Source organism: Streptomyces rectiviolaceus, from assembly GCF_039533825.1.
GTDB classification, from domain to species: domain Bacteria; phylum Actinomycetota; class Actinomycetes; order Streptomycetales; family Streptomycetaceae; genus Streptomyces; species Streptomyces rectiviolaceus.
The window spans coordinates 19,237-37,074 of record NZ_BAAAUG010000187.1 but is presented as its reverse complement, the minus strand read 5'-3'; the positions used below and the strand labels follow the sequence as shown (position 1 = coordinate 37,074).

17 protein-coding genes are annotated in these 17,838 nt (G+C 69.2%); 3 read left to right on the top strand and 14 right to left on the bottom strand.

Annotated features, from left to right (window positions below; all coding sequences use genetic code 11):
* Nucleotides 1-93: 93 nt before the first annotated feature.
* From ABD378_RS38940 to ABD378_RS38885, 12 genes are all read right to left on the bottom strand, one after another.
* Nucleotides 94-765: a response regulator gene (locus tag ABD378_RS38940; RefSeq protein ID WP_344529236.1), complete on the bottom strand. Its 672-nt coding sequence runs from the start codon at nt 763-765 to the stop codon at nt 94-96.
* On the bottom strand, nt 762-2,096 hold the full coding sequence (locus ABD378_RS38935) for a sensor histidine kinase (RefSeq protein WP_386544636.1): 1,335 nt from the start codon (nt 2,094-2,096) through the stop codon (nt 762-764). The genes ABD378_RS38940 and ABD378_RS38935 overlap by 4 nt, the downstream gene beginning before the upstream one ends.
* Before the next feature lie 25 nt (nt 2,097-2,121).
* Nucleotides 2,122-2,937, bottom strand: a complete 816-nt coding sequence (locus ABD378_RS38930; RefSeq protein ID WP_344529234.1) for an ABC transporter permease — start codon at nt 2,935-2,937, stop codon at nt 2,122-2,124.
* Nucleotides 2,934-3,869, bottom strand: a complete 936-nt coding sequence (locus ABD378_RS38925; protein ID WP_344529232.1) for an ATP-binding cassette domain-containing protein — start codon at nt 3,867-3,869, stop codon at nt 2,934-2,936. Before ABD378_RS38925 ends, ABD378_RS38930 begins: the two co-directional genes overlap by 4 nt.
* Before the next feature lie 134 nt (nt 3,870-4,003).
* On the bottom strand, nt 4,004-5,557 hold the full coding sequence (locus ABD378_RS38920) for a type VI secretion protein (protein WP_344529230.1): 1,554 nt from the start codon (nt 5,555-5,557) through the stop codon (nt 4,004-4,006).
* A 3-nt stretch (nt 5,558-5,560) separates the two neighbouring features.
* Nucleotides 5,561-6,982: an ATP-binding protein gene (locus ABD378_RS38915; protein WP_249589079.1), complete on the bottom strand. Its 1,422-nt coding sequence runs from the start codon at nt 6,980-6,982 to the stop codon at nt 5,561-5,563.
* A 17-nt stretch (nt 6,983-6,999) separates the two neighbouring features.
* Nucleotides 7,000-8,559: an SCO6880 family protein gene (locus ABD378_RS38910; RefSeq protein ID WP_344529227.1), complete on the bottom strand. Its 1,560-nt coding sequence runs from the start codon at nt 8,557-8,559 to the stop codon at nt 7,000-7,002.
* Nucleotides 8,556-9,917, bottom strand: coding sequence for a hypothetical protein (locus ABD378_RS38905; RefSeq protein ID WP_344529225.1), 1,362 nt, complete (start codon nt 9,915-9,917; stop codon nt 8,556-8,558). Before ABD378_RS38905 ends, ABD378_RS38910 begins: the two co-directional genes overlap by 4 nt.
* On the bottom strand, nt 9,907-10,746 hold the full coding sequence (locus tag ABD378_RS38900; protein WP_344529223.1) for a DUF8175 domain-containg protein: 840 nt from the start codon (nt 10,744-10,746) through the stop codon (nt 9,907-9,909). The genes ABD378_RS38905 and ABD378_RS38900 overlap by 11 nt, the downstream gene beginning before the upstream one ends.
* 186 nt (nt 10,747-10,932) lie before the next feature.
* Nucleotides 10,933-11,241: a hypothetical protein gene (locus ABD378_RS38895; RefSeq protein WP_119293922.1), complete on the bottom strand. Its 309-nt coding sequence runs from the start codon at nt 11,239-11,241 to the stop codon at nt 10,933-10,935.
* A gap of 236 nt (nt 11,242-11,477) precedes the next feature.
* Entirely contained in the window at nt 11,478-13,301 is a 1,824-nt protein-coding gene (locus ABD378_RS38890; protein ID WP_344529219.1) for a hypothetical protein, read from the bottom strand.
* Between the two features lie 125 nt (nt 13,302-13,426).
* Complete coding sequence (locus ABD378_RS38885) at nt 13,427-13,648, bottom strand: hypothetical protein (RefSeq protein WP_344529217.1); 222 nt, start codon at nt 13,646-13,648, stop codon at nt 13,427-13,429.
* Nucleotides 13,649-13,742: 94 nt separating this feature from the next.
* On the opposite strand from ABD378_RS38885, the gene ABD378_RS38880 reads away from it, so the two are divergent.
* Both ABD378_RS38880 and ABD378_RS38875 read left to right on the top strand, forming a co-directional pair.
* Nucleotides 13,743-14,513 carry a TetR/AcrR family transcriptional regulator gene (locus ABD378_RS38880; RefSeq protein ID WP_344529215.1) on the top strand — a complete coding sequence of 257 codons (771 nt, stop codon included), beginning with the start codon at nt 13,743-13,745 and terminating at the stop codon, nt 14,511-14,513.
* Nucleotides 14,514-14,573: 60 nt separating this feature from the next.
* Complete coding sequence (locus tag ABD378_RS38875; RefSeq protein WP_344529238.1) at nt 14,574-15,248, top strand: NADPH-dependent F420 reductase; 675 nt, start codon at nt 14,574-14,576, stop codon at nt 15,246-15,248.
* 28 nt (nt 15,249-15,276) lie between these two features.
* Here ABD378_RS38875 and ABD378_RS38870 read toward each other — a convergent pair whose 3' ends face one another.
* Both ABD378_RS38870 and ABD378_RS38865 read right to left on the bottom strand, forming a co-directional pair.
* Complete coding sequence (locus tag ABD378_RS38870; protein WP_344529214.1) at nt 15,277-15,966, bottom strand: DUF4232 domain-containing protein; 690 nt, start codon at nt 15,964-15,966, stop codon at nt 15,277-15,279.
* A gap of 207 nt (nt 15,967-16,173) precedes the next feature.
* Nucleotides 16,174-16,422: a DUF397 domain-containing protein gene (locus ABD378_RS38865; protein WP_344529213.1), complete on the bottom strand. Its 249-nt coding sequence runs from the start codon at nt 16,420-16,422 to the stop codon at nt 16,174-16,176.
* A 248-nt stretch (nt 16,423-16,670) separates the two neighbouring features.
* Between ABD378_RS38865 and ABD378_RS38860 the strand changes: the two genes are divergently transcribed.
* On the top strand, nt 16,671-17,681 hold the full coding sequence (locus ABD378_RS38860; protein WP_344529212.1) for a C40 family peptidase: 1,011 nt from the start codon (nt 16,671-16,673) through the stop codon (nt 17,679-17,681).
* The last annotated feature ends 157 nt before the right edge of the window (nt 17,682-17,838 follow it).

Sequence of the window (17,838 nt, the reverse complement as noted above, 5' to 3'; positions counted from 1 at the left end):
TATTAACGGGAAACCCCCGCACCCTCTGGGTGCGGGGGTTTTCTGCGTTCAGGAGCAATCAGCAATCAGCAATCAGCGATTAGTGATTAGTGATTACTCCGGCCTCACCAATTTTGTGTCGTACGCCAGAATGACCGCCTGCACCCGATCCCTCGCCCCCGTCTTCGCGAGAATGCGGCCCACATGGGTCTTCACCGTCGACTCCGCCAGGTGCAGCCGCTCCGCGATCTCCGCATTCGTCCAGCCCTGCCCGATGACCGTCAGGATTTCGCGCTCCCGGTCCGTCAGCGAGGTCAGGCGCGGGTCCCGGGAAGGGTCGGCGTCCGAGTCCGCCCCCGTCGGCAAGTGATCGGCGTACGCGTCGAGGAGGCGGCGGGTCAGGCTGGGGGCCACGACCGCGTCTCCCGTGGCGACCGCGCGGATGCCGGAGAGGAGCTCCTCCGGCAGGGCGTCCTTGATGAGGAAGCCCGAGGCTCCCGCGCGCAGGCCCGCGTACGCGTATTCGTCCAGGTCGAACGTGGTGAGGATCAGGACGCGGGTGCGGTCGCCCGCGGCCACGATGCGGCGCGTGGCCTCGATGCCGTCGAGGCCCGGCATGCGGATGTCCATCAGGGCGACGTCCGGGTGGAGTTCGGCCGTCATGCGGACCGCCTCGCTGCCGTTGCCGGCCTCTCCCACTACCTTCATGTCGTCCTGGCTCTCCAGGAGCATGCGGAAGCCGAAGCGTTGCATCGGCTGGTCGTCGACGATGAGCACGGTCGTCACTGGGCGGATTCCTTGGGGAGATGGAGTACGACTTGCCAGCCGCCAGGCGGGAGCCGCAGCGGGCCTGCCTCAAGTGTCCCGTCGTAGAGGGCCGTTCGCTCGCGCATTCCCGTCAAACCCCTGCCGCCGGAGTCGGCCACCGGCGGTCCGCCGCCCCCACCGGTGTCCGTCACCGTCGCCCGCACCCCGTCGTCGCCGTACACGACCTCCACGTGAGCCGTCGCGTCCGGACCACCGTGCTTGAGGGTGTTCGTGAGGGCTTCCTGCACCACGCGGTAGACCGTGAGCTGGCGGCCCGCCGGGAGCGAGTCCGGGCGGCCGCGCACCGTGCTGCGTACCGGAAGGCCCGCGGCCCGTACTCCGTCGATGAGTTGGTCCAGGTCGGTGAGGGCGGGCTGGGGAGCGAGAGCGGCGGCCTCGGGCGACGACTGAGGGGACTGAGCGGACTGAGGGGACTGAGGGGCCTCCTCCCGCAGTACGTCCAGGAGGCGGCGCAGCTCCGTCAGGGCCTGGCGGCTCGTGCCGCCGATGGCCGTCAGGGCCTGGGCGGCGCGCTCCGGGGACTTGGCGGCGGCGTACGAACCGCCGTCCGCGAGGGTCGTGATGACCGAGAGGTTGTGGCCGATGATGTCGTGCATCTCGCGGGCGATGCGCGTGCGTTCGGCGTTGGTGGCGAGCTGCGCCTGCTGGTCGCGTTCGACTTCGAGCTGCTTGGCGCGCTGCACGAGGGATGCCATGTACTCCTGGCGGGTGCGGACCGCGATGCCCATCAGGGCGACGATCGCGAAGCTCATCATCGTCGGGACCACCTGCTGGTCCCAACCGCCCTGCGGATAGCGGAGGCGACCGACCACGAGCGGCACCCCGATCAGGACGTACGTCCAGGCAAGCGTGCGCGTGTGCAGCCGCATCGCGATGTTGAAGAGGACGATGAGCTGGGTGAGCGCGGCCTGGATGACCGCTCCGGACCAGGTGTTGAACAGGGAGGCCAGGGCCATCACGCCATAGACGGCGAGCGGATGGCGGCGGCGCCACAGCAGCGGCACCGAGAAGGCCGCCGTCATGGCGTACACCAGCCAGACGTCGGCCTCTTTGTTCTCGGCGATGTGGCGCCAGCCGCCGCCCGCGACGTCGGTGAAGGCGACGACCACGAAGAACCCGGTCAGCAGAAGGTCCCAGACCAGCGGGCGCCGCCGGTCGACGGAGCGTGCCCACTGGATGCCGCGCTCGACGTTCCGGGTCAGCGGGTGGGCGCCCGCGGACCAGTCGTGGTCCGGGGCGCCCGGGTCGCTGCCTTCAGCCTGCGGGGAGGTCCGGTGAGACACGGTCACGGACTCATCCTCGTACGGGAAACGCTCATACGTCCCGTCGCTTCAGCAGATACGCCGCCACTGTCAGGGATGCCACCGCCCATCCGCACAGCGTCAGGAGGCCCGTGCCGGGCGAGAGGTCGCCGGACGAGGCGTCCAGGATCGCGAGGGACTCGGCGGCCGGCAGCGGGAAGTAGTTCAGGATGTCCTGCACCGTGTCGTTGGGGATGGTCGTGGCCAGCTGCGGCAGGAGGATCAGGCCGCCGACGTACGCGCCGATCGTCCCCGGGATGCTGCGCAGCGCCGAGCCGAGGCCGAGCACGATGACTCCGAGGAAGGCGGTCCCGACGGCGTTGCCGGCCACGGCACGCGCGATGCCGGAGTCGCCGAGCGAGGCCTCCAGGTCGGTGCCGCCGAGGAACATCTGGGCCAGCGGGAACGTGAGGAAGTTGGTGACCAGGAGCGTCCCGAGCGCGACCGTGGTGAAGACGGCGGTCTTCGCCCACAGCACCGGCAGACGGCGCGGCACCGCGGCCATCGTGGCCCGCACCATGCCCGTCGAGTACTCGCCCGCGGTGACGAGGATGCCGAGGACCGCGATCGCGGCCTGGCCGATCTGGGTGCCGAGCAGGGCGTACGTGACCGGGTCGATGTCGTCGCCGGAGCTGGACGAGTAGGTGGCGCCGAGGATCACGCCGAGGATGACGGTGAAGATGCTCGCCAGGCCGAGCATGATCCAGGTCGAGCGGAGCGTCCACAGTTTGTGCCACTCGGAGCGGAGGATCCCGCGCGATGACAGGTGGTAGGGGGCGGTTGCCGTGGGGGCGGTGGTCTTGGGGCCGGTTGTCGTGGCGGTGCTCATGCCGCTGCTCCTTCTGACAGGCCGGCGGAGACCGACGCGACGTACTCGACCGAGTCCCGCGTCAGGTCCATGAACGCCTGCTCCAACGAGGCGGAGTGCGGGGTGAGTTCGAAGAGGGGGATGCCGTGTCCGGCCGCCGTGCGGCCGATGTGTTCGCCGTCCGTGCCGCATACGTCGAGTACGCCGGGCGCGTCGCTCGTGATCTCTACGCCGGGTGCGGCGAGCAGCTCGCCGAGCAGGCCCGCCTCGGGGGTGACGACCTTGACGGAGCCGGTGCCCGACTCGCGTACGAACGCCTCGACCGTCGTGTCCGCGAGGAGCCTGCCGCGGCCGATGATGATCAGGTGCTCGGCGGTCAGCGCCATCTCGCTCATGAGGTGCGAGGAGACGAGGACCGTACGGCCTTCGCCGGCAAGGGACTTGAGGAGGTTGCGGATCCACAGGACGCCCTCGGGGTCGAGGCCGTTGACCGGCTCGTCGAGGATGATCACGGCCGGGTCGCCGAGCAGCGCGGCCGCGATGCCCAGGCGCTGGCCCATGCCGAGCGAGAAGCCCTTCACGCGCTTGCGGGCCACCTCGTGGATGCCCACGAGGTCCAGGACCTCCTCGACGCGGCGGCGCGGGATGCCGTGCGTGTGGGCCAGCGCCATCAGGTGGTGGAAGGCGGTGCGGCCGGGATGGACGGACCGGGCCTCGAGCAGCGCGCCCACCTCGTGCAGGGGCGCGGTGTGCGTCGCGTACGCACGGTCACCGACGGTCGAGCGCCCGCGCGTCGGGGCGTCCAGGCCGACGAGCATCCGCATGGTCGTCGACTTGCCCGCGCCGTTGGGGCCGAGGAAGCCGGTGACGGTGCCGGGGTGGACGGTGAAGGACAGATCCTCCACGACGGTCTTTTCGCCGTAGCGCTTGGTCAGTTCGAATGCCCGAATCATGCTTCTGATGCTGGCGTTCGCGGAGGCGCGAGGCGTCGGACCAGGGGCGGGACGTGGGCGGCAGGGGTAGTACCGCGGTAGGACGGGAGCCCTGAGTCCTCGGTCTGTGCCTAGGTCTGTGCCTAGGTCTGTGCCTAGCCGGGGAGTTCCGCGTGGGGCCAGCGGGTGCGGGCCTGTTCGCGGGAGCGGAGGAGGGCCAGGGTGGGCAGGCCGCGGTCCGCGCCGGTGGACAGGAGCTCCGGGAGCTGGGGGAGCGGCGCCACGGCGGCCACGTCGTCCAGGACCAGGGTCATTGGTGGGTCGAGCCGACCGGAGGATGACCGTTCGGCCATGCGCCGGCCGTGCTCGACCACGCTTGAGGCGAGTGCTGTGAGGAGGGGCATCGCGCCCGGCCCCTTGGGCGATTTGGGGTCCTCGATGGCTTCACCCACCACGAAAAGCGTGCCCCCTTCATCGATGAAGGAATCCAAGGTGAGGGCATCGGTTCGGTTTGGGGTGCACGATTCGCGTACGTTCAGGGTGAAGAGGGCGGAGAGGGCGCGCGCCGTCAACTCCTGGGCGATGTCCCGGCGTTCCGGGTACGCCGTGAGCGCCGCCTCCAGCTCGCCGGCGGCTCCCGATGCGGCCTTCTGGTGGGTGCGGAGGATGCGGACCGCGTCCTGTACGCCCGTTCCCTGGGCCCAGCGGTGTACGTGCTTGACGGAGCGGCCGTCCACCGCGGCCGCGTGGAGGAAGCTGCGGAGGAGGGTTTCCGCGGTGTCGGAGACGGTGCTGTCCAGTTTGGCGGTTGGCCTTATGGCGGCCAGCAGGGCGGTGGCTCGTTCTGCCGCGGTTGCCTTGTCCTCGCAGTCTTTGGTGGGGGACCAATGCATGCGGGCGGGGGTGTCGCAGAGGTGGCTGGGGTCGTAGACCAGGACTGGGCCGAGCTTCGCTCGGGCGTCCTTGGTTTCCTCCCACAGGGTGGGGTCCGAGGTTAGGACCAGGGCTGCGCCCTCTGCGTCTCGGATTGCTTCTGCTGCTAGGGGTCTGCGGGTTTCCCTCGGGCCCAGTACCAGGGGGGTACGGGGGGTTGGGACCAGCGGGGTTTCTACCAGCGGTGCTTCTGTACGAGGCGGCTCTGTACTCGGGATCTTGGTGCTGTGCCCCTCAGCGGGGCGGACGTCCTGTTCATCGGCACCCGGCATCGTGGGCTGTGCCCACCCGTTCCGCCCTGCGGAACGCCTGCCCACAGCAGGGACGGCCTCGACGGGTGCCGCCTCGGCCGGAGTTTGAGTCGCGGGGGCCGGAAGACGTCTCGCTCTGCGTACCGCGCGCCACCGCGTCACCGTTCCCATGACGAAGATTGTCAAGACGACCAGGACCATCAGCTGGCCGATCAGGAGGCCCCAGAACAGGCCGTAGCCCGTGAGCTGCGACGCCGGGGTTTCCGGCCACGCGCCCGCGATGTCGTGCGGCTGCTGGACCAGGTGCCGCATCGCCACCGGCGTATTGCCGAAAGTGACGTCCTTGGGCCAGGAGCCGTGCGAGAACAGGCCCGCCAGGCCCGTCGCCGACCAGACGAGAACCGTCAGGCCGAGCACGAAGGCGAGCCCGCCCACAAGGAGGCCATCCGGGATGCCCCGCTCGCGGGACTCGCGGCGTCCGCCCCGGTAGTGGTGCTCGGAGGGCTCGGGCTCCCGGTACCCCATCCCCTACGCCACCCCGGAACGCGACGACGACGGACCGTTCATCTGCTGCTCCATGTACGCCGCCCGCTCCTCCGCCTCCAGGTCCGCCGCCCGCAGCGCGTCGTCGCCGAGGAGTTGGTCCGCCGACGATTCCGTCATGGCGCGGTCGGTGAAGACCAGGGGGCGTTCGGTCTCCGTGATCAGGTGTTTGACGACCTGGACGTTGCCGTTCACGTCCCATACCGCGATGCCGGGCGTGAGGGTGGGGATGATCTCCACCGCCCAGCGGGGCAGGCCGAGGACCCGGCCCGTTGCCCTCGCCTCGTCCGCTTTCTGGGCGTAGATCGTTCGTGTCGACGCCATTTTCAGGATCGCCGCCGCCTCCTTGGCCGCCGCCCCGTCCACCACGTCGCTCAGGTGGTGGACCACAGCCACGAAGGAAAGGCCGAGCCGTCGGCCGAACTTCAGCAGGCGCTGGAAGAGCTGTGCCACGAAGGGGGAGTTGATGATGTGCCAGGCCTCCTCGACCAGGAAGATGCGCTTCTTCCTGTCCGGGCGGATCCACGTGTGTTCGAGCCAGACGCCCACGATCGCCATCAGGATCGGCATCGCGATCGAGTTCCGGTCGATGTGCGAGAGGTCGAAGACGATCAGCGGGGCGTCCAGGTCGATGCCGACCGTTGTCGGGCCGTCGAACATGCCCCGCAGGTCACCGTCGACCAGGCGGTCAAGGACGAGTGCGACGTCCAGACCCCACGCCCGTACGTCGTCTATGGCGACGTTCATCGCTTCCGCCGACTCCGGCTCCGGATGGCGCAGTTGCTCCACGATGTCCGTCAGGACCGGCTGGCGCTCCACGATCGTCTCGTTCACGTACGCGTGGGCGACCTTGAGCGCGAAGCCCGAGCGCTCGTCGAGGCCGTGCCCCATCGCGACCTCGATGATCGTGCGGAGCAGGGCCAGCTGGCCGGTGGTCGTGATCGCGGGGTCGAGGGGGTTGAGGCGGATTCCCATGTCCAGGGCGGCCGTCGGGTCGAGCCGGATGGGAGTTATACCCAGCTCCTGGGCGATGAGGTTCCATTCGCCCACCCCGTCCTCGCCCTGAGCGTCGAGGACGACGACCTGCCGGTCCTTGAACCTCAACTGCCGCAGGACGTACGTCTTCTCGAGCGCCGACTTGCCGTTGCCCGACTCGCCGAGCACCAGCCAGTGCGGGGCGGGCAGCTGCTGGCCGTACAGCTGGAACGGGTCGTAGATGTATCCCTTGCCGGAGTACACCTCGCGCCCGATGATCACGCCCGAGTCGCCGAGTCCGGGAGCGGCCGTCGGCAGATAGACCGCCTGGGCCTGCCCCGTCGACGTACGCACCGGGAGTCTGGTCGTCTCCACCTTCCCGAACAGGAAGGACGTGAAGGCGTCCGTGAGGATGGTCAGCGGATCCCGCATGGTGGCAGCCCTCGCCTCTAGCGTCGGATGCCGGTCGCGAACGGCAGCGTATTGACGAAGGCCCTGTGGTGCTCGCGGTCGCACCACTCCAGCTTCAGATACGACTTCCCGGCCGAGGCCCGGATGGTGCGCTTGTCGCGGGCGAGGGCTTCGGGGGAACGGGAGGAGACGGTGATGTAGCCGACCAGATTGACCCCGGCCGCGCCGCTCGCCAGGTCCTCGCCGCGCTGGTCCAGACGGGAGTTCGACGCGATGTCGCGCGGGTCGACCGTGCGGTTCATCTTGGCCTGGCGGCTCGCCTCGGCCTCGTCGTTGGTCTTCTCCGTCAGCATGCGCTCGATGGCGACCTCGGTGGGTTCGAGGTCCATGGTCACCGCGACCGTGCGGATCACGTCCGGGGTGTGGACGAGCAGCGGGGCGAGGAAGTTGACGCCGACGGGCGTCATCGGCCACTCCTTCACCCAGGCCGTGGCGTGGCACCAGGGCGCTCGGGTGGAGGACTCACGGGTCTTGGCCTGGAGGTAGGTGGGCTCCATGGCGTCGAGCTCGGCCGGCCAGGCGTTGCGCTTCGTCATCGCCTGGATGTGGTCGATGGGGTGGTCCGGGTCGTACATGGAGTGCACGAGCGAGGACAGCCGCCCTTGGCCCAGCGGCTGTCGTACGCGGATGTCGGCTTCCTGGAGCCGCGAGCAGATGTCGGTCAGCTCGCGCGCCATCACGACGGCGAGACCGGCGTCCTTGTCGAGCTTCCTGCCGCCGTGCGGGCGGCTGGCGCGGGCCATCGCCTGGGCCTCGGCGGCCAGGTCGCGCGAGTAGTGCATGCAGGCCACGAGATAGGCGCGGTGCTGCTCGCTGCTGGTGGAGACCATCGACTGGAGCTGTTCGTACGACTGCTGCAGCCAGGGCAGTGCCCGGTCGTCGCCTCGTACGCTGACGTCCTTGGCGTGGGCGTCCGGGTCGGCGGGGAGCGTGCGCGCGAGCATCTGAAGGCGCGTCACGAACCCATCACCATTGGCGACGTGCTTGAGCAGTGTCCCGAACCGGTCGACCAGCGCCTCCTGGTCCTCGGAGTCGCGCAGACCGACACCCGGGCCCTCGATCTCGATGGCGGCGGTGACGGTCCGCCGGTCGGCATGCAGCAGCACGGCGATCTCGTCAGGACCGAAGGGCGCGGCGAGCCAGCTGATGCGGCCGATCCCGGGCGGCGGGCCGACCTCGACCTCCCTGCCGTCGAAGCGGACGCCCGCCTCGGGGGTGGCGGAGCGGTAGGCGGTGCCGCGCTTCAGGGACCGCTTGTAGCTGCGGTTGATCTCGAACCACTTGAAGAACGTGCGGCCCTTGTAGGGGACGTAGACCGCGGCGATCGCCAGCATCGGGAAGCCCATGAGCAGCACGATGCGCAGGGAGAGGACAGGGACGAGGAGTCCGCACATCATCCCGAGGAAGGCTCCCGCGATGATCAGCGCGATCTCGGCGGTCTCCCGGTTCTTGCCGACGATCGCGTTGGGCCGCGCGCGGCCGATCAGATATGTGCGGCGGGGCGCGACCGGTTGCGACACGTGGGACTGAGTCGTCAACGCCCTTCACCTCCCGTGCGTTTGGTACTTCCAGTGGAACCGTTTCCTGCGCCGCCGCGGTTGCGCGCGTGCGGAGTGCTGGTCGCGCTGCCCCGGGGCGGGGGCGCGGCGGAGGGGACAGATCCGCCGCCGTTCGACGAGCCGCCGCCTGAGCTGGGGCGGCTGCTGTGGGCGGCGACGCCGCCGCTCGCGGGGTTGGACGGCCGCGCCTGGCTGTTGCCGCCTGCACCGCCTCCGCCGCCGCCTCCACGGGAGCTGTGGGTCTTGATGCCCTGGGAGACGAGGGACGCGGGGGACGAGATGACGGCCGCGGCGCGGTTCTCCGCACCCTGGGAGATGCGGTTGTTCCGGGAGTTGGCGATCTCGTCGCCGAAGCCGGGGACGAAGCGGTAGATCATGGCGCTCGCGAAGATGGCGAGCAGGATGATCGAGAGCCCGGAGACGACCGCCGAGAAGGAGTCGGGGCCGTCGTCGGCGGAGAGCGCCCCGGCGAGGCCGAGGACGATGACGATGATGGGTTTCACCAGGATCACCGCGATCATGATCCCCGCCCAGCGGCGGACGTGCGTCCACAGGTTCTTGTCGACGAGACCCGCGTACACGACGGTGCCGAGCAGCGCGCCCACGTAGAGCAGGGCGGCCCGGATGACGAGCTCGAGCCACAGCACTCCGGCCGCGAGGATCGACACGAGCGAGACGACGATCAGCATGATCGGCCCGCCGCCGATGTCCTCGCCCTTCTTCAGGGCGCCCGAGAACGTCCCGAAGAACGTGTCCGTCTGACCGCCCGTCGCCTGCGCGATGACGTCCGTGACGCCGTCGGTCGCCGAGACGACCGTGTAGAGGATCAGCGGCGTGAAGGCGGACGCGAGGACCGTCAGCCACAGGAACCCGATGGCTTCGGTGAGCGCGGTGGTGAGGGGGACGCCTCGCACTGCGCGCTTGGCGACGGCGAGAAGCCACAGGAGCAGGGTCAGGATGGTCGACGCGGCGAAGACGACCGCGTACTGCTTGAGGAAGCTGGGGTTCGTGAAGTCGACCTCGGCGGTCTCCTTCACGGCGGAGGAGAGCTTGTCCACCGTCCAGGAGGCGGCGTCCGCGCAGCCCTTTGCCAGGGAGGAGAGGGGGTCGAGGGTGGAGTCCAGGGGGGATTCGGTGGGGTATTTGCCGCCACCTCCGCTTCCTCCGCCGTCCTGGCCCTTCTCGCAGTACTTCTTTGCCGGGCCCGCGATCAGCTCGCAGGGGTCGTCTTCCGGCTCCGGTGCTGCGAAGGCACGCGTGGCCGTGAGCACCACTGCGGTTTGCGATGCCGCGAGGACAGCGGTGAACTTGAGTGCGCGGCGTGGGCTACCGGGCATACGTGAACCCTCCGAACTCCTTGACCGCCTCGCCGATCTCGTCGGCTCCGGAGATGGGGTTGTCGCCGTTCACCGGCGTCGGTCCGGACTTCTGGCTGGAGTCCAGAACCTTCCAGTCGCCGTCGCTCCACTTCAGCTTCATCGTCACGGTGAACCAGCTGCCCGTAACGGGGTTGGTGGAGTTCTCGCCGGTGAGCCCGAACAAGCCGCTGCACCAGACCTCGACGGTGGCGCTGCTGGCGCTGTAGCTCTTGACCTTGGTGCCGGCGGGCAGTGTGCGGTTCACGAACGTGCTGCCCGCAGGCGCGCTGCCGTCGTTGCTCAGGCCGATCTTTTTCAGAAAGGCCTGCGAGTAGTCGGAGTCGAACCCGCTCTGGAGCCTGTTCACCGAGCTGGAATCAGCGACGGCCTGCACGATCTGGTGCCGACGGGCCTGGTTGAACATGCCGTCAGAACCCAGTGCTGACGCATAGTTCGCGGCAGCGGATTGTGCCCCTTGCTCGCTGTTCGCGAACCCGGAGGGGATCCCAGCGGTCTTGCCGCCCACCGGCTCCTGGCCGGAGGCGGCGGTGGGATCCGCCCCCGCCTTCTTGCCGTCCCCGCCGCCCCCTCCGGAGGACTCCTCCCCGCCGCGGTTCGCGAACGCGATGGCCGCGATGAGCAGCACCACCACGCCGACCACCGTCACGAGACTCCGTGACGAAGAACGGCTGGATCTGCGCCCTCCCCCGTAGACGTCCTGGCCGCCCCCCTCGCCCTCCGGGAGTCGCGTCCGGGTCTCGCCCGAGCCGCCGTAGGGGCCGTCGTTCCGCTCGTCGCCGAGACTCATGCCGCGTACGCCCCCTCAACCTCTCGGTGAACCGCCACGTACGACGGTAGCCGTGCTGGTTCCCGCGCGGGCGCGGTGTGGTGACTCGACATCAGGGAGTTGCAACCTCAGCCGGTGGGCGCGACGGATGGGTGGGTCGAAGGGGAGCAGGGGGTGGGGGGACAGGGACGTAAGTGGGTGGCGGGGCTAGACCGCCATGCCGTACACGATGGTGAAGACCGTGCCGAGGGACCCGATGATGAAGACGCCGGTCAGGCCCGCGACGATCAGGCCCTTGCCCTGTTCCGCGCTGAAGGTGTCGCGCAGCGCCGTCGCGCCGATGCGCTGCTTTGCCGCGCCCCAGATCGCAATGCCGAGACAGAGGAGGATGGCGATCGCCATGACGACCTCGATCATCACCCGTGCCTCGTTGCCCAGGCTCCCGAAGGGACCCCAGTCGGGGGCGATCCCGCCAATGATGGTGGTGATGTCGCCCTTTTCGGCTGCCATAAGCATGTGTAACTCACCGCCCCTAGTGGGTTGTTCCGTCACCTCTGCCTACCGCAGTACAGAGGACAGCTCATTCTCGCCGACAAACGGGCCAGTGCATGTCGACTTGGCGTCATTCGTTGGCTGAAACGTACGGTCACTCTGTGTATCACGGTGAGTGACGCCGGGCAATGACGGCCCGGCGTGCCCTCTGACCAGGTCTCATTCTGACCTGGTCCGGTGACGGGGACTCACATCATCGGTCATGCAACGCCGTCGAGGCCATCCAGGCCGTCCAGGCCGTCGAGGCCGTCGAGGTCTCCGAGGCCGCCGCCCGTCACGACGTACGAGCAGTCGGTGTAGCGGTAGCCGGGTTGGACCTTGCTGCCCTCGGCGTTGTTGCGGACGCTGCCCACGCTGCTCGTGTCGCGCTTGTAGAGGAAGTGGTAGTCGCCCGGGGGCAGGCTCAGCGTCTTCTGGGGGTGGCCCTTGCCCGCAAGGCAGGCCTTCTTGCCCTGGGCCTTGCTGGTGTACGTCTTGCAGCCGCCGCACGACGAGAGCTTGAAGCTGCCGGTGGTGGGCCCGGTGTAGAGGACTTCGAGCTGGCCGGGTCCGCCGTTCTCGACGACGTACGTGAGCTTCGCGCCGCCCGGCGACTTGCTGGGCGGCAGGCCGCGGCCTGCCGCGGGGCGGGCTTCGGCGATCTCGGCGGCGATGGCGATGTCCTTGGCGCGGTCGCGCTTGCCGTTGCTCTTGTAGGTCCCGGTGAAGTCGTTGAGCGTCTTGGCCGCGGCTCCGTACTTCCCGTCCTTGAACTCGTCCACGCCGCACGCGTACACCCCGGACTCCACCGCGCTCGCCGCGTCGCCGGAGAGGCCGCCGCCCGCGTCGGCGGGCAGTGCCTTGGCGGTGGCGCCGATGCTGCGGAGTTCCTCGGTGGCCTTGCAGGGGTCGGAGCCCTTCAGGTCCGAGGAGCGCGCGTCGATGGCGCCGCGGATGGCGGGCTCGACCTTCCCGGCCTGGTCGGAGTCGGGGAACGTCCGCAGGAGCTCGCCGAACTCGCCGCCACTACCGCCAGTGCCAGTGCCGCTGCTGCCGCTGCTACCGGTCGCCGTGCCCAGGCCCTGGCTGCCGCATTCGTAGAGGGAGGTGGCCAGGCGGTCGTCGGGCCAGGTGGCGAGGGGGCCGACGCGGTCCTTGCCGAGGGAGTCGGGGAGGGTGCGGAGGTACTTCAGGGGCTCTAGGGCGTCGCAGTACTTGCGCGCGTCATAGGGGGCGGCGACGGACTTGTAGTACGCGCCGAGGCTGTCCGGCACGCGCTTGGCGGCCTTCGAGTCCGGGTGGTCGTCGCCGAGGTCGCGGTAGATGGCGAGGGCGGAGCGGTAGTCGTCCTTGGCCGCGTCGAAGGTGCGGCCGTCGGCGGCCGTGACGATCTTGTCGGCCTTGTCGAGCCGGTCGAGCAGCATCTCCTCGACGGCTTCGTCGCGCGCGGCGTCGTACGCGATGACACCGCCGGCGGGAACGGCGAGCAGGACGAGCCCGAGCCCCACGGCGAGTGGTGCGCGCAGCGGCCAGTTCTGGTGGGTACGGAGGGCGCGGCGGGCCCCGTCGGCAGCCGCGAGGACGAGGAAGGCCACGAACCCGATGAGTACGCCGCCGGGGACGCCGTCGACCTCGGCGGGAAACGCCACGAAGAGGAGCCCGGCGGTCACGGCCCAGCAGAGGGCGGCCAGGAGCCAGCGCTTCAGGAGGACGTAGCCGAGGCCGAGGCCGCTGAGGTTGAGGAGGGCCGCGGAGACGGCACGCAGGGCGTCGGGGGCAGGCGGGGGCGCGGGCGGGGCCGGGGGCGGGCCTGCGGGTGGGCCGTAGGTGGGCGGGGCGGACGGAGGCGGAGGCAGGGGCGGAGGCGAGGAGGGCGGGGGAGGCGAGGCGGAGGGCTGGGGCGGGGACGCGGGCGGCGGTGGCATGGGGGGTGGCATCGGGGGTGGCGGCCCGAACTGGCCGCCGTGGGAGGCGCTGGGCTCCTGGCCAGGCACCGCGTCGTTGGGCTCCCGGCCAGGCGTGGCGTGCTCGTCCCCAGGTTGCATGTTCGGCTCCCCCCAGCCGTCACAACGCAGCGCTTTGAATTGCGCCCAATTCCCCAACGATCGGCGAAAGTTGGACAACCGTCAACCGCCCGCGCAGCCCTCAGTCGCGCCTCTCGGTCGCAGCCTCAGTCGCGGCGGCCGAGCGCCTTCGCCCGGGTGTGCCCCCAGCCCGTCAGGAGTACGCCGACGGTGACTGTCATGACGTAGGCGATCAGTAGCAGCGCGAAGCCGTCGGGGAGCCAGCCGAGCAGGCCGGTGTTGTCGTGGTCGATGAGCAGCCGGATGAGGGCTTGCGCGGAGAAACACATCAGGACTGCGCCGAGGATCTGCAGGATGTCGTACTTCACGTTACGAACGTATCAGCACAGTTTCTGAATTTCCTTCTCTACAAGGCGCATCCTCGCTATTACGTCACACATTCTAAGTTCTATAGTGGGAGTCGTGCGTGACGAAAATCGTGACGGAAAGAAGGCCCGCTGCACGGTCTGCCGTGCCGCCATCAGCCCCGCGGGCAAGCGGGGCCGCCCCGCCCTCTACTGCTCCCGCAGCTGCCAGGCGAGGGCCTACCGGCGGCGGAAGCAGCCGCCCGTCCCGGCGCCCGAGAGCCCCGCGCCCACGTCCGACGCCCGGTCGCGCAGACGCCGGCAGATCGCCGAAGCGGTGTGGCGCATCGCCGCCGAGCGGGGCCTGGACGCGGCGAGCATGCGGGAGATCGCGGCAGAGGCGGGGGTGTCGCTGAGGATGGTCCAGTACCACTTCGGCAGCAAGCATCAACTCCTGGTCGCCGCCCTGCACATGCTCCACCGCGAGAACGAACGCCTCGCCAGGACCCGCGTCCACTTCGACCCCGCGAACCTGCGCGGCGTACTGAGTTCGATGCTCGACGAGTTCCTGCCGCTGGACGCCCAACGGGCCATGGCCTTGCGGGTGTTCTCCGCGTACTACGCCCGCAGCCTCACCGACTCCGCCATCGCGGCGGTCTTCCTGAGCGACGACCACCCCTTGGAGGAGCTCGTCGCCGGTTTCATCGCCACGGCCCAGGAGAGCGGGCAGACGGCTCCCGGCCTGGACGCCCGGCGCGAGGCCGACCTCCTGGTGGCCGCCGCGGTCGGGCTCGGCGGGGACGTGCTCCACGAGCGCCGCACCCTGGACGACGTACGCCGCACGCTCGATTACCACCTGGCCAAGCTCTTCACCTCGGCCGCGGCCTGATGTCCTTCTCGGGCTTGTGGAGTACGTCAACGGGCCCAGCGCGCCCGCGACCTCCGTCCGATTCGCCGACGGTCGACGGTCCTTAGCGTCGTACTCATGCGAATCGGACTGCTTGGAACCGGAAATGTCGCTCGCTCGCTGGCAACTGGCTGGCAGGCAGCGGGACATGACGTCGTACTGGGGTCGCGATCCCCGAAGGATCGGGGAGAGGCGGAGGAGTTGCGGGGATTCACCGTCGTCGGTCTTGCCGAGGCCGCCGCGCACGGGGAAGTGCTGGTCAATGCCACGCCCGGCACGGAGTCTGTGGGGCTCCTGAAGGGGATCGGCGTGGCTGCCCTCGCCGGGAAGGCGCTGGTCGACGTGGGCGTCGGGTTCACCGAGAGCATGGAGCTCTCGCACCCCAACTACAGCCTCAGCGAGGAGATTCAGGCGGCGTTCCCCGAGACGCCGGTGGTGAAGACGCTCGTCACCATGGACTCGGTGGTGATGACCGATCCGGGGAGCTTGGAGGAGCCGGGCATGGTCTTCCTCTCCGGTGACGACGACGCCGCCAAGCGGACGACGCGGCAGCTGCTCAGTGACCTGGGATGGCCAGATGCCTCCCAGTTGGATCTGGGAGGCATCGGGACCGCGCGCGGTCAGGAGCATGCCGCACTGCTGTTCATCGGGGTGGGGAATGCGCTCGGCACGTACGACTTCGGCTTCAAGGTGGTGCGTCCGAGGCGGGCCGCCTGAGCAAGTGCCGGGGCCGGGGCCGGGGGTGTCAGCCGACCTTGCCCACCGGGTTGATCTCCAGCTTGACCGGGCTCTCGCCGTCGGTGACCGGGAGCGTGCCCGCGGGCCAGTCGAGGGTGACGTGCTTGGTCTCGTTCGGGGGCGTCACGACGAGGCTGGTGATGCGGACGCCGGAGCCGCCCGAGTTGTTGTACGGGAACGTGATGTTGAAGGCGGCGGACTCGCCGTCCTTCAGGACGCCGGGCACGGCCTGCTCGCCGTTGCGGTCCACGGAGAGGGTGTCGCCCGTGGACGCCGTCAGGTCGACTCCGGCGTAGCCCTTGATGGCGCAGTCGCGGCCGCCGCCGTTCTTGAAGACGACGGTGACGACGCCTTCCGTCTTGTCGGTGGTGTTGTCCGTGGCGTTCACTTCGAGCTCGTCGGTACGGCAGATGCCGACCTTGCCGTTGCTGTTGTCTCCGGTGCCCGCGGCCGTCCCCTGGGCGGCTTCGCCGCCGCCGGAGGTCCCTTCGCTGTCGGAGGGCTCTTCGGTGCCGGTGCCGGTGCCGGTGTCGTCGTTGCCGCTGTCCGTGCCCGTGTCCTTGCCCTTCTCCGCTGACGCGGTGGGCGCGGTGGTCTTGCTGTCCGCCGCCGCGTTGTCGTCGCCGTTGCAGGCGGTGAGCGAGAGGGCGGCGACGAGGCCGATGACTGCTGCGACGGCCTTGCGGGTGTGCTTCATGGGATCCCCCGTAGTGGTGCTGCTGTTCAGTGCTGATCACAGCTAAGGGGGCGGGGTCCGGCGGGGGCAAGGAACGTTGGATCATCCGGGACGCTGGAATGGATACAGGGCCCTGACCTGCGGGAACGTGCCTCGCCTGGGACGGTGAAGTGGGACGGGCGGGGGTTGGTTTGATCATGGACACGGGTCCGGCGCATCATGCCGTCGTCATTCGACGCCTTCCACGAAGTGGTCGAACTCGCCTGCCTGGACGCCTAGTACGAAGGCGTCCCACTTCTTCTGGGTCGTGGTCACGATGTTCTCGGGGTCGCTGGTCTCCCGGAGGTACACGGCGTCGTCCTGGCCGTACGCGATTTCGATCCAGGGGCCTGGGCCTTCCTCCCCTTCGGGGGCGGCGCGGATCCAGTCGAGGGTCGGGGGGACCTCGGGGCTGGGGCTGCCGGGGGCGTCCGTCACGGTGAGGGTCCTTCTGCGATTTTCGTGGGATGAGCGGGGTGGGGGGGGAGTGGTTCGGTGCGGGTTGAGGGGCCCTGCGGGGCTCTCCCCAATCCCGCCCCTTCCCCGAACAACCGTATCCCCGCCATCGGCTCCGTCGGCAGCGGCAAACTGCTCTGGGCGGAGGTCGGCGGTGATCCCCCGAAGGTGCTGGTGGCGCCTCTACACTGAGGCGCGGTGGACTCCCGCGCGGTGAGGGGTGGTTGACGGTGCGTAAGGCATGGCTGGTCGCGGCCGTCGGCATCGGTGGGGCGATGAGTTTTATCGCCCTGCTCGTCGTGGGGACCTATATGGCCGCCGGCGGCATCGCCAACGGGGCCGGGCAGGGGAACGTCGGGCTCGCCAAGGGTGCCGTGCCCGCCACCTATCAGCCCCTCGTGCAGAAGTGGGGCAATCTGTGCAAGGCCATCAACCCCGCCCTGCTCGCCGCTCAGCTGTATCAGGAGAGCGGGTTCAACCCGAACGCCAAGAGCCCGGCCAAGGCTCAAGGGATAGCGCAATTCATCCCGGGGACCTGGGCCACGCACGGGGTCGACGGTGACGGTGACGGCGATCGTGATGTGTGGGATCCGCAGGACGCCATCCCGTCCGCCGCTTCGTACGACTGCAAACTCGCCAGTTACGTGAAGGACGCCCCGGGAAGCCCGACGAAGAACATGCTCGCCGCGTACAACGCGGGTGCGTACGCCGTCATCAAGTACGGCGGCGTACCGCCTTACAGCGAGACCCAGAATTACGTGAAGACCATCACGAACCTGGAGAAGAGCTTCGCCCGTCCCACCGGCAGGGTGCAGCCCTCGCAGCAGGCGGCAGGAGCCATCTACTACGCGCAGAAGAAGCTCGGCACGTTGTATCTGTGGGGTGGGAATGGAACCGCCGACCAGAACGGCAGGTTCGACTGTTCCGGCCTTACGCTCGCTGCCTATCGCAGCGTGGATATCGATCTGCCGCGCGTCGCGAACGACCAGTACAACGTCGGACCACATCCGAAACGGGACGAACTGCTCCCGGGTGACCTGGTGTTCTTCTCGGACGACCTCACCAATTCCCGCGCCATCCGGCATGTCGGGATCTATGTGGGCGGGGGCTACATGATTAACGCCCCGCGGCCCGGAGCGGTGATCCGGTTCGACCCGATCGATACGCCGGATTATTTTGGCGCGACTCGCGTCACCGAGGACGGGGCGAATGCCGTGCCCGACAAGCGGACCGCGGCCTGAGAGCCTTCGCGGGGCCCTCACAGGGCACGTGCGCGGGGTGTGATGTGGCTTGAACTCTCCGTCAGTACACTTCTCTGAGCTGCGGCGATGGGTCTCTCTTCGGTAACGTCTGAGTGATCATTCGGTGGAGTGTGGAACGTAGTGAAGGGGGCCACGC

Coding starts and splice junctions, on each gene's coding strand:
- ABD378_RS38900 (WP_344529223.1), bottom strand. CDS start 10,746: ATGAGTCTCGGCGACGAGCGGAACGACGGCCCCTACGGCGGCTCGGGC.
- ABD378_RS38930 (WP_344529234.1), bottom strand. CDS start 2,937: ATGAGCACCGCCACGACAACCGGCCCCAAGACCACCGCCCCCACGGCA.
- ABD378_RS38870 (WP_344529214.1), bottom strand. CDS start 15,966: ATGAAGCACACCCGCAAGGCCGTCGCAGCAGTCATCGGCCTCGTCGCC.
- ABD378_RS38890 (WP_344529219.1), bottom strand. CDS start 13,301: ATGCAACCTGGGGACGAGCACGCCACGCCTGGCCGGGAGCCCAACGAC.
- ABD378_RS38895 (WP_119293922.1), bottom strand. CDS start 11,241: ATGCTTATGGCAGCCGAAAAGGGCGACATCACCACCATCATTGGCGGG.
- ABD378_RS38925 (WP_344529232.1), bottom strand. CDS start 3,869: ATGATTCGGGCATTCGAACTGACCAAGCGCTACGGCGAAAAGACCGTC.
- ABD378_RS38905 (WP_344529225.1), bottom strand. CDS start 9,917: ATGCCCGGTAGCCCACGCCGCGCACTCAAGTTCACCGCTGTCCTCGCG.
- ABD378_RS38915 (WP_249589079.1), bottom strand. CDS start 6,982: ATGCGGGATCCGCTGACCATCCTCACGGACGCCTTCACGTCCTTCCTG.
- ABD378_RS38920 (WP_344529230.1), bottom strand. CDS start 5,557: ATGGGGTACCGGGAGCCCGAGCCCTCCGAGCACCACTACCGGGGCGGA.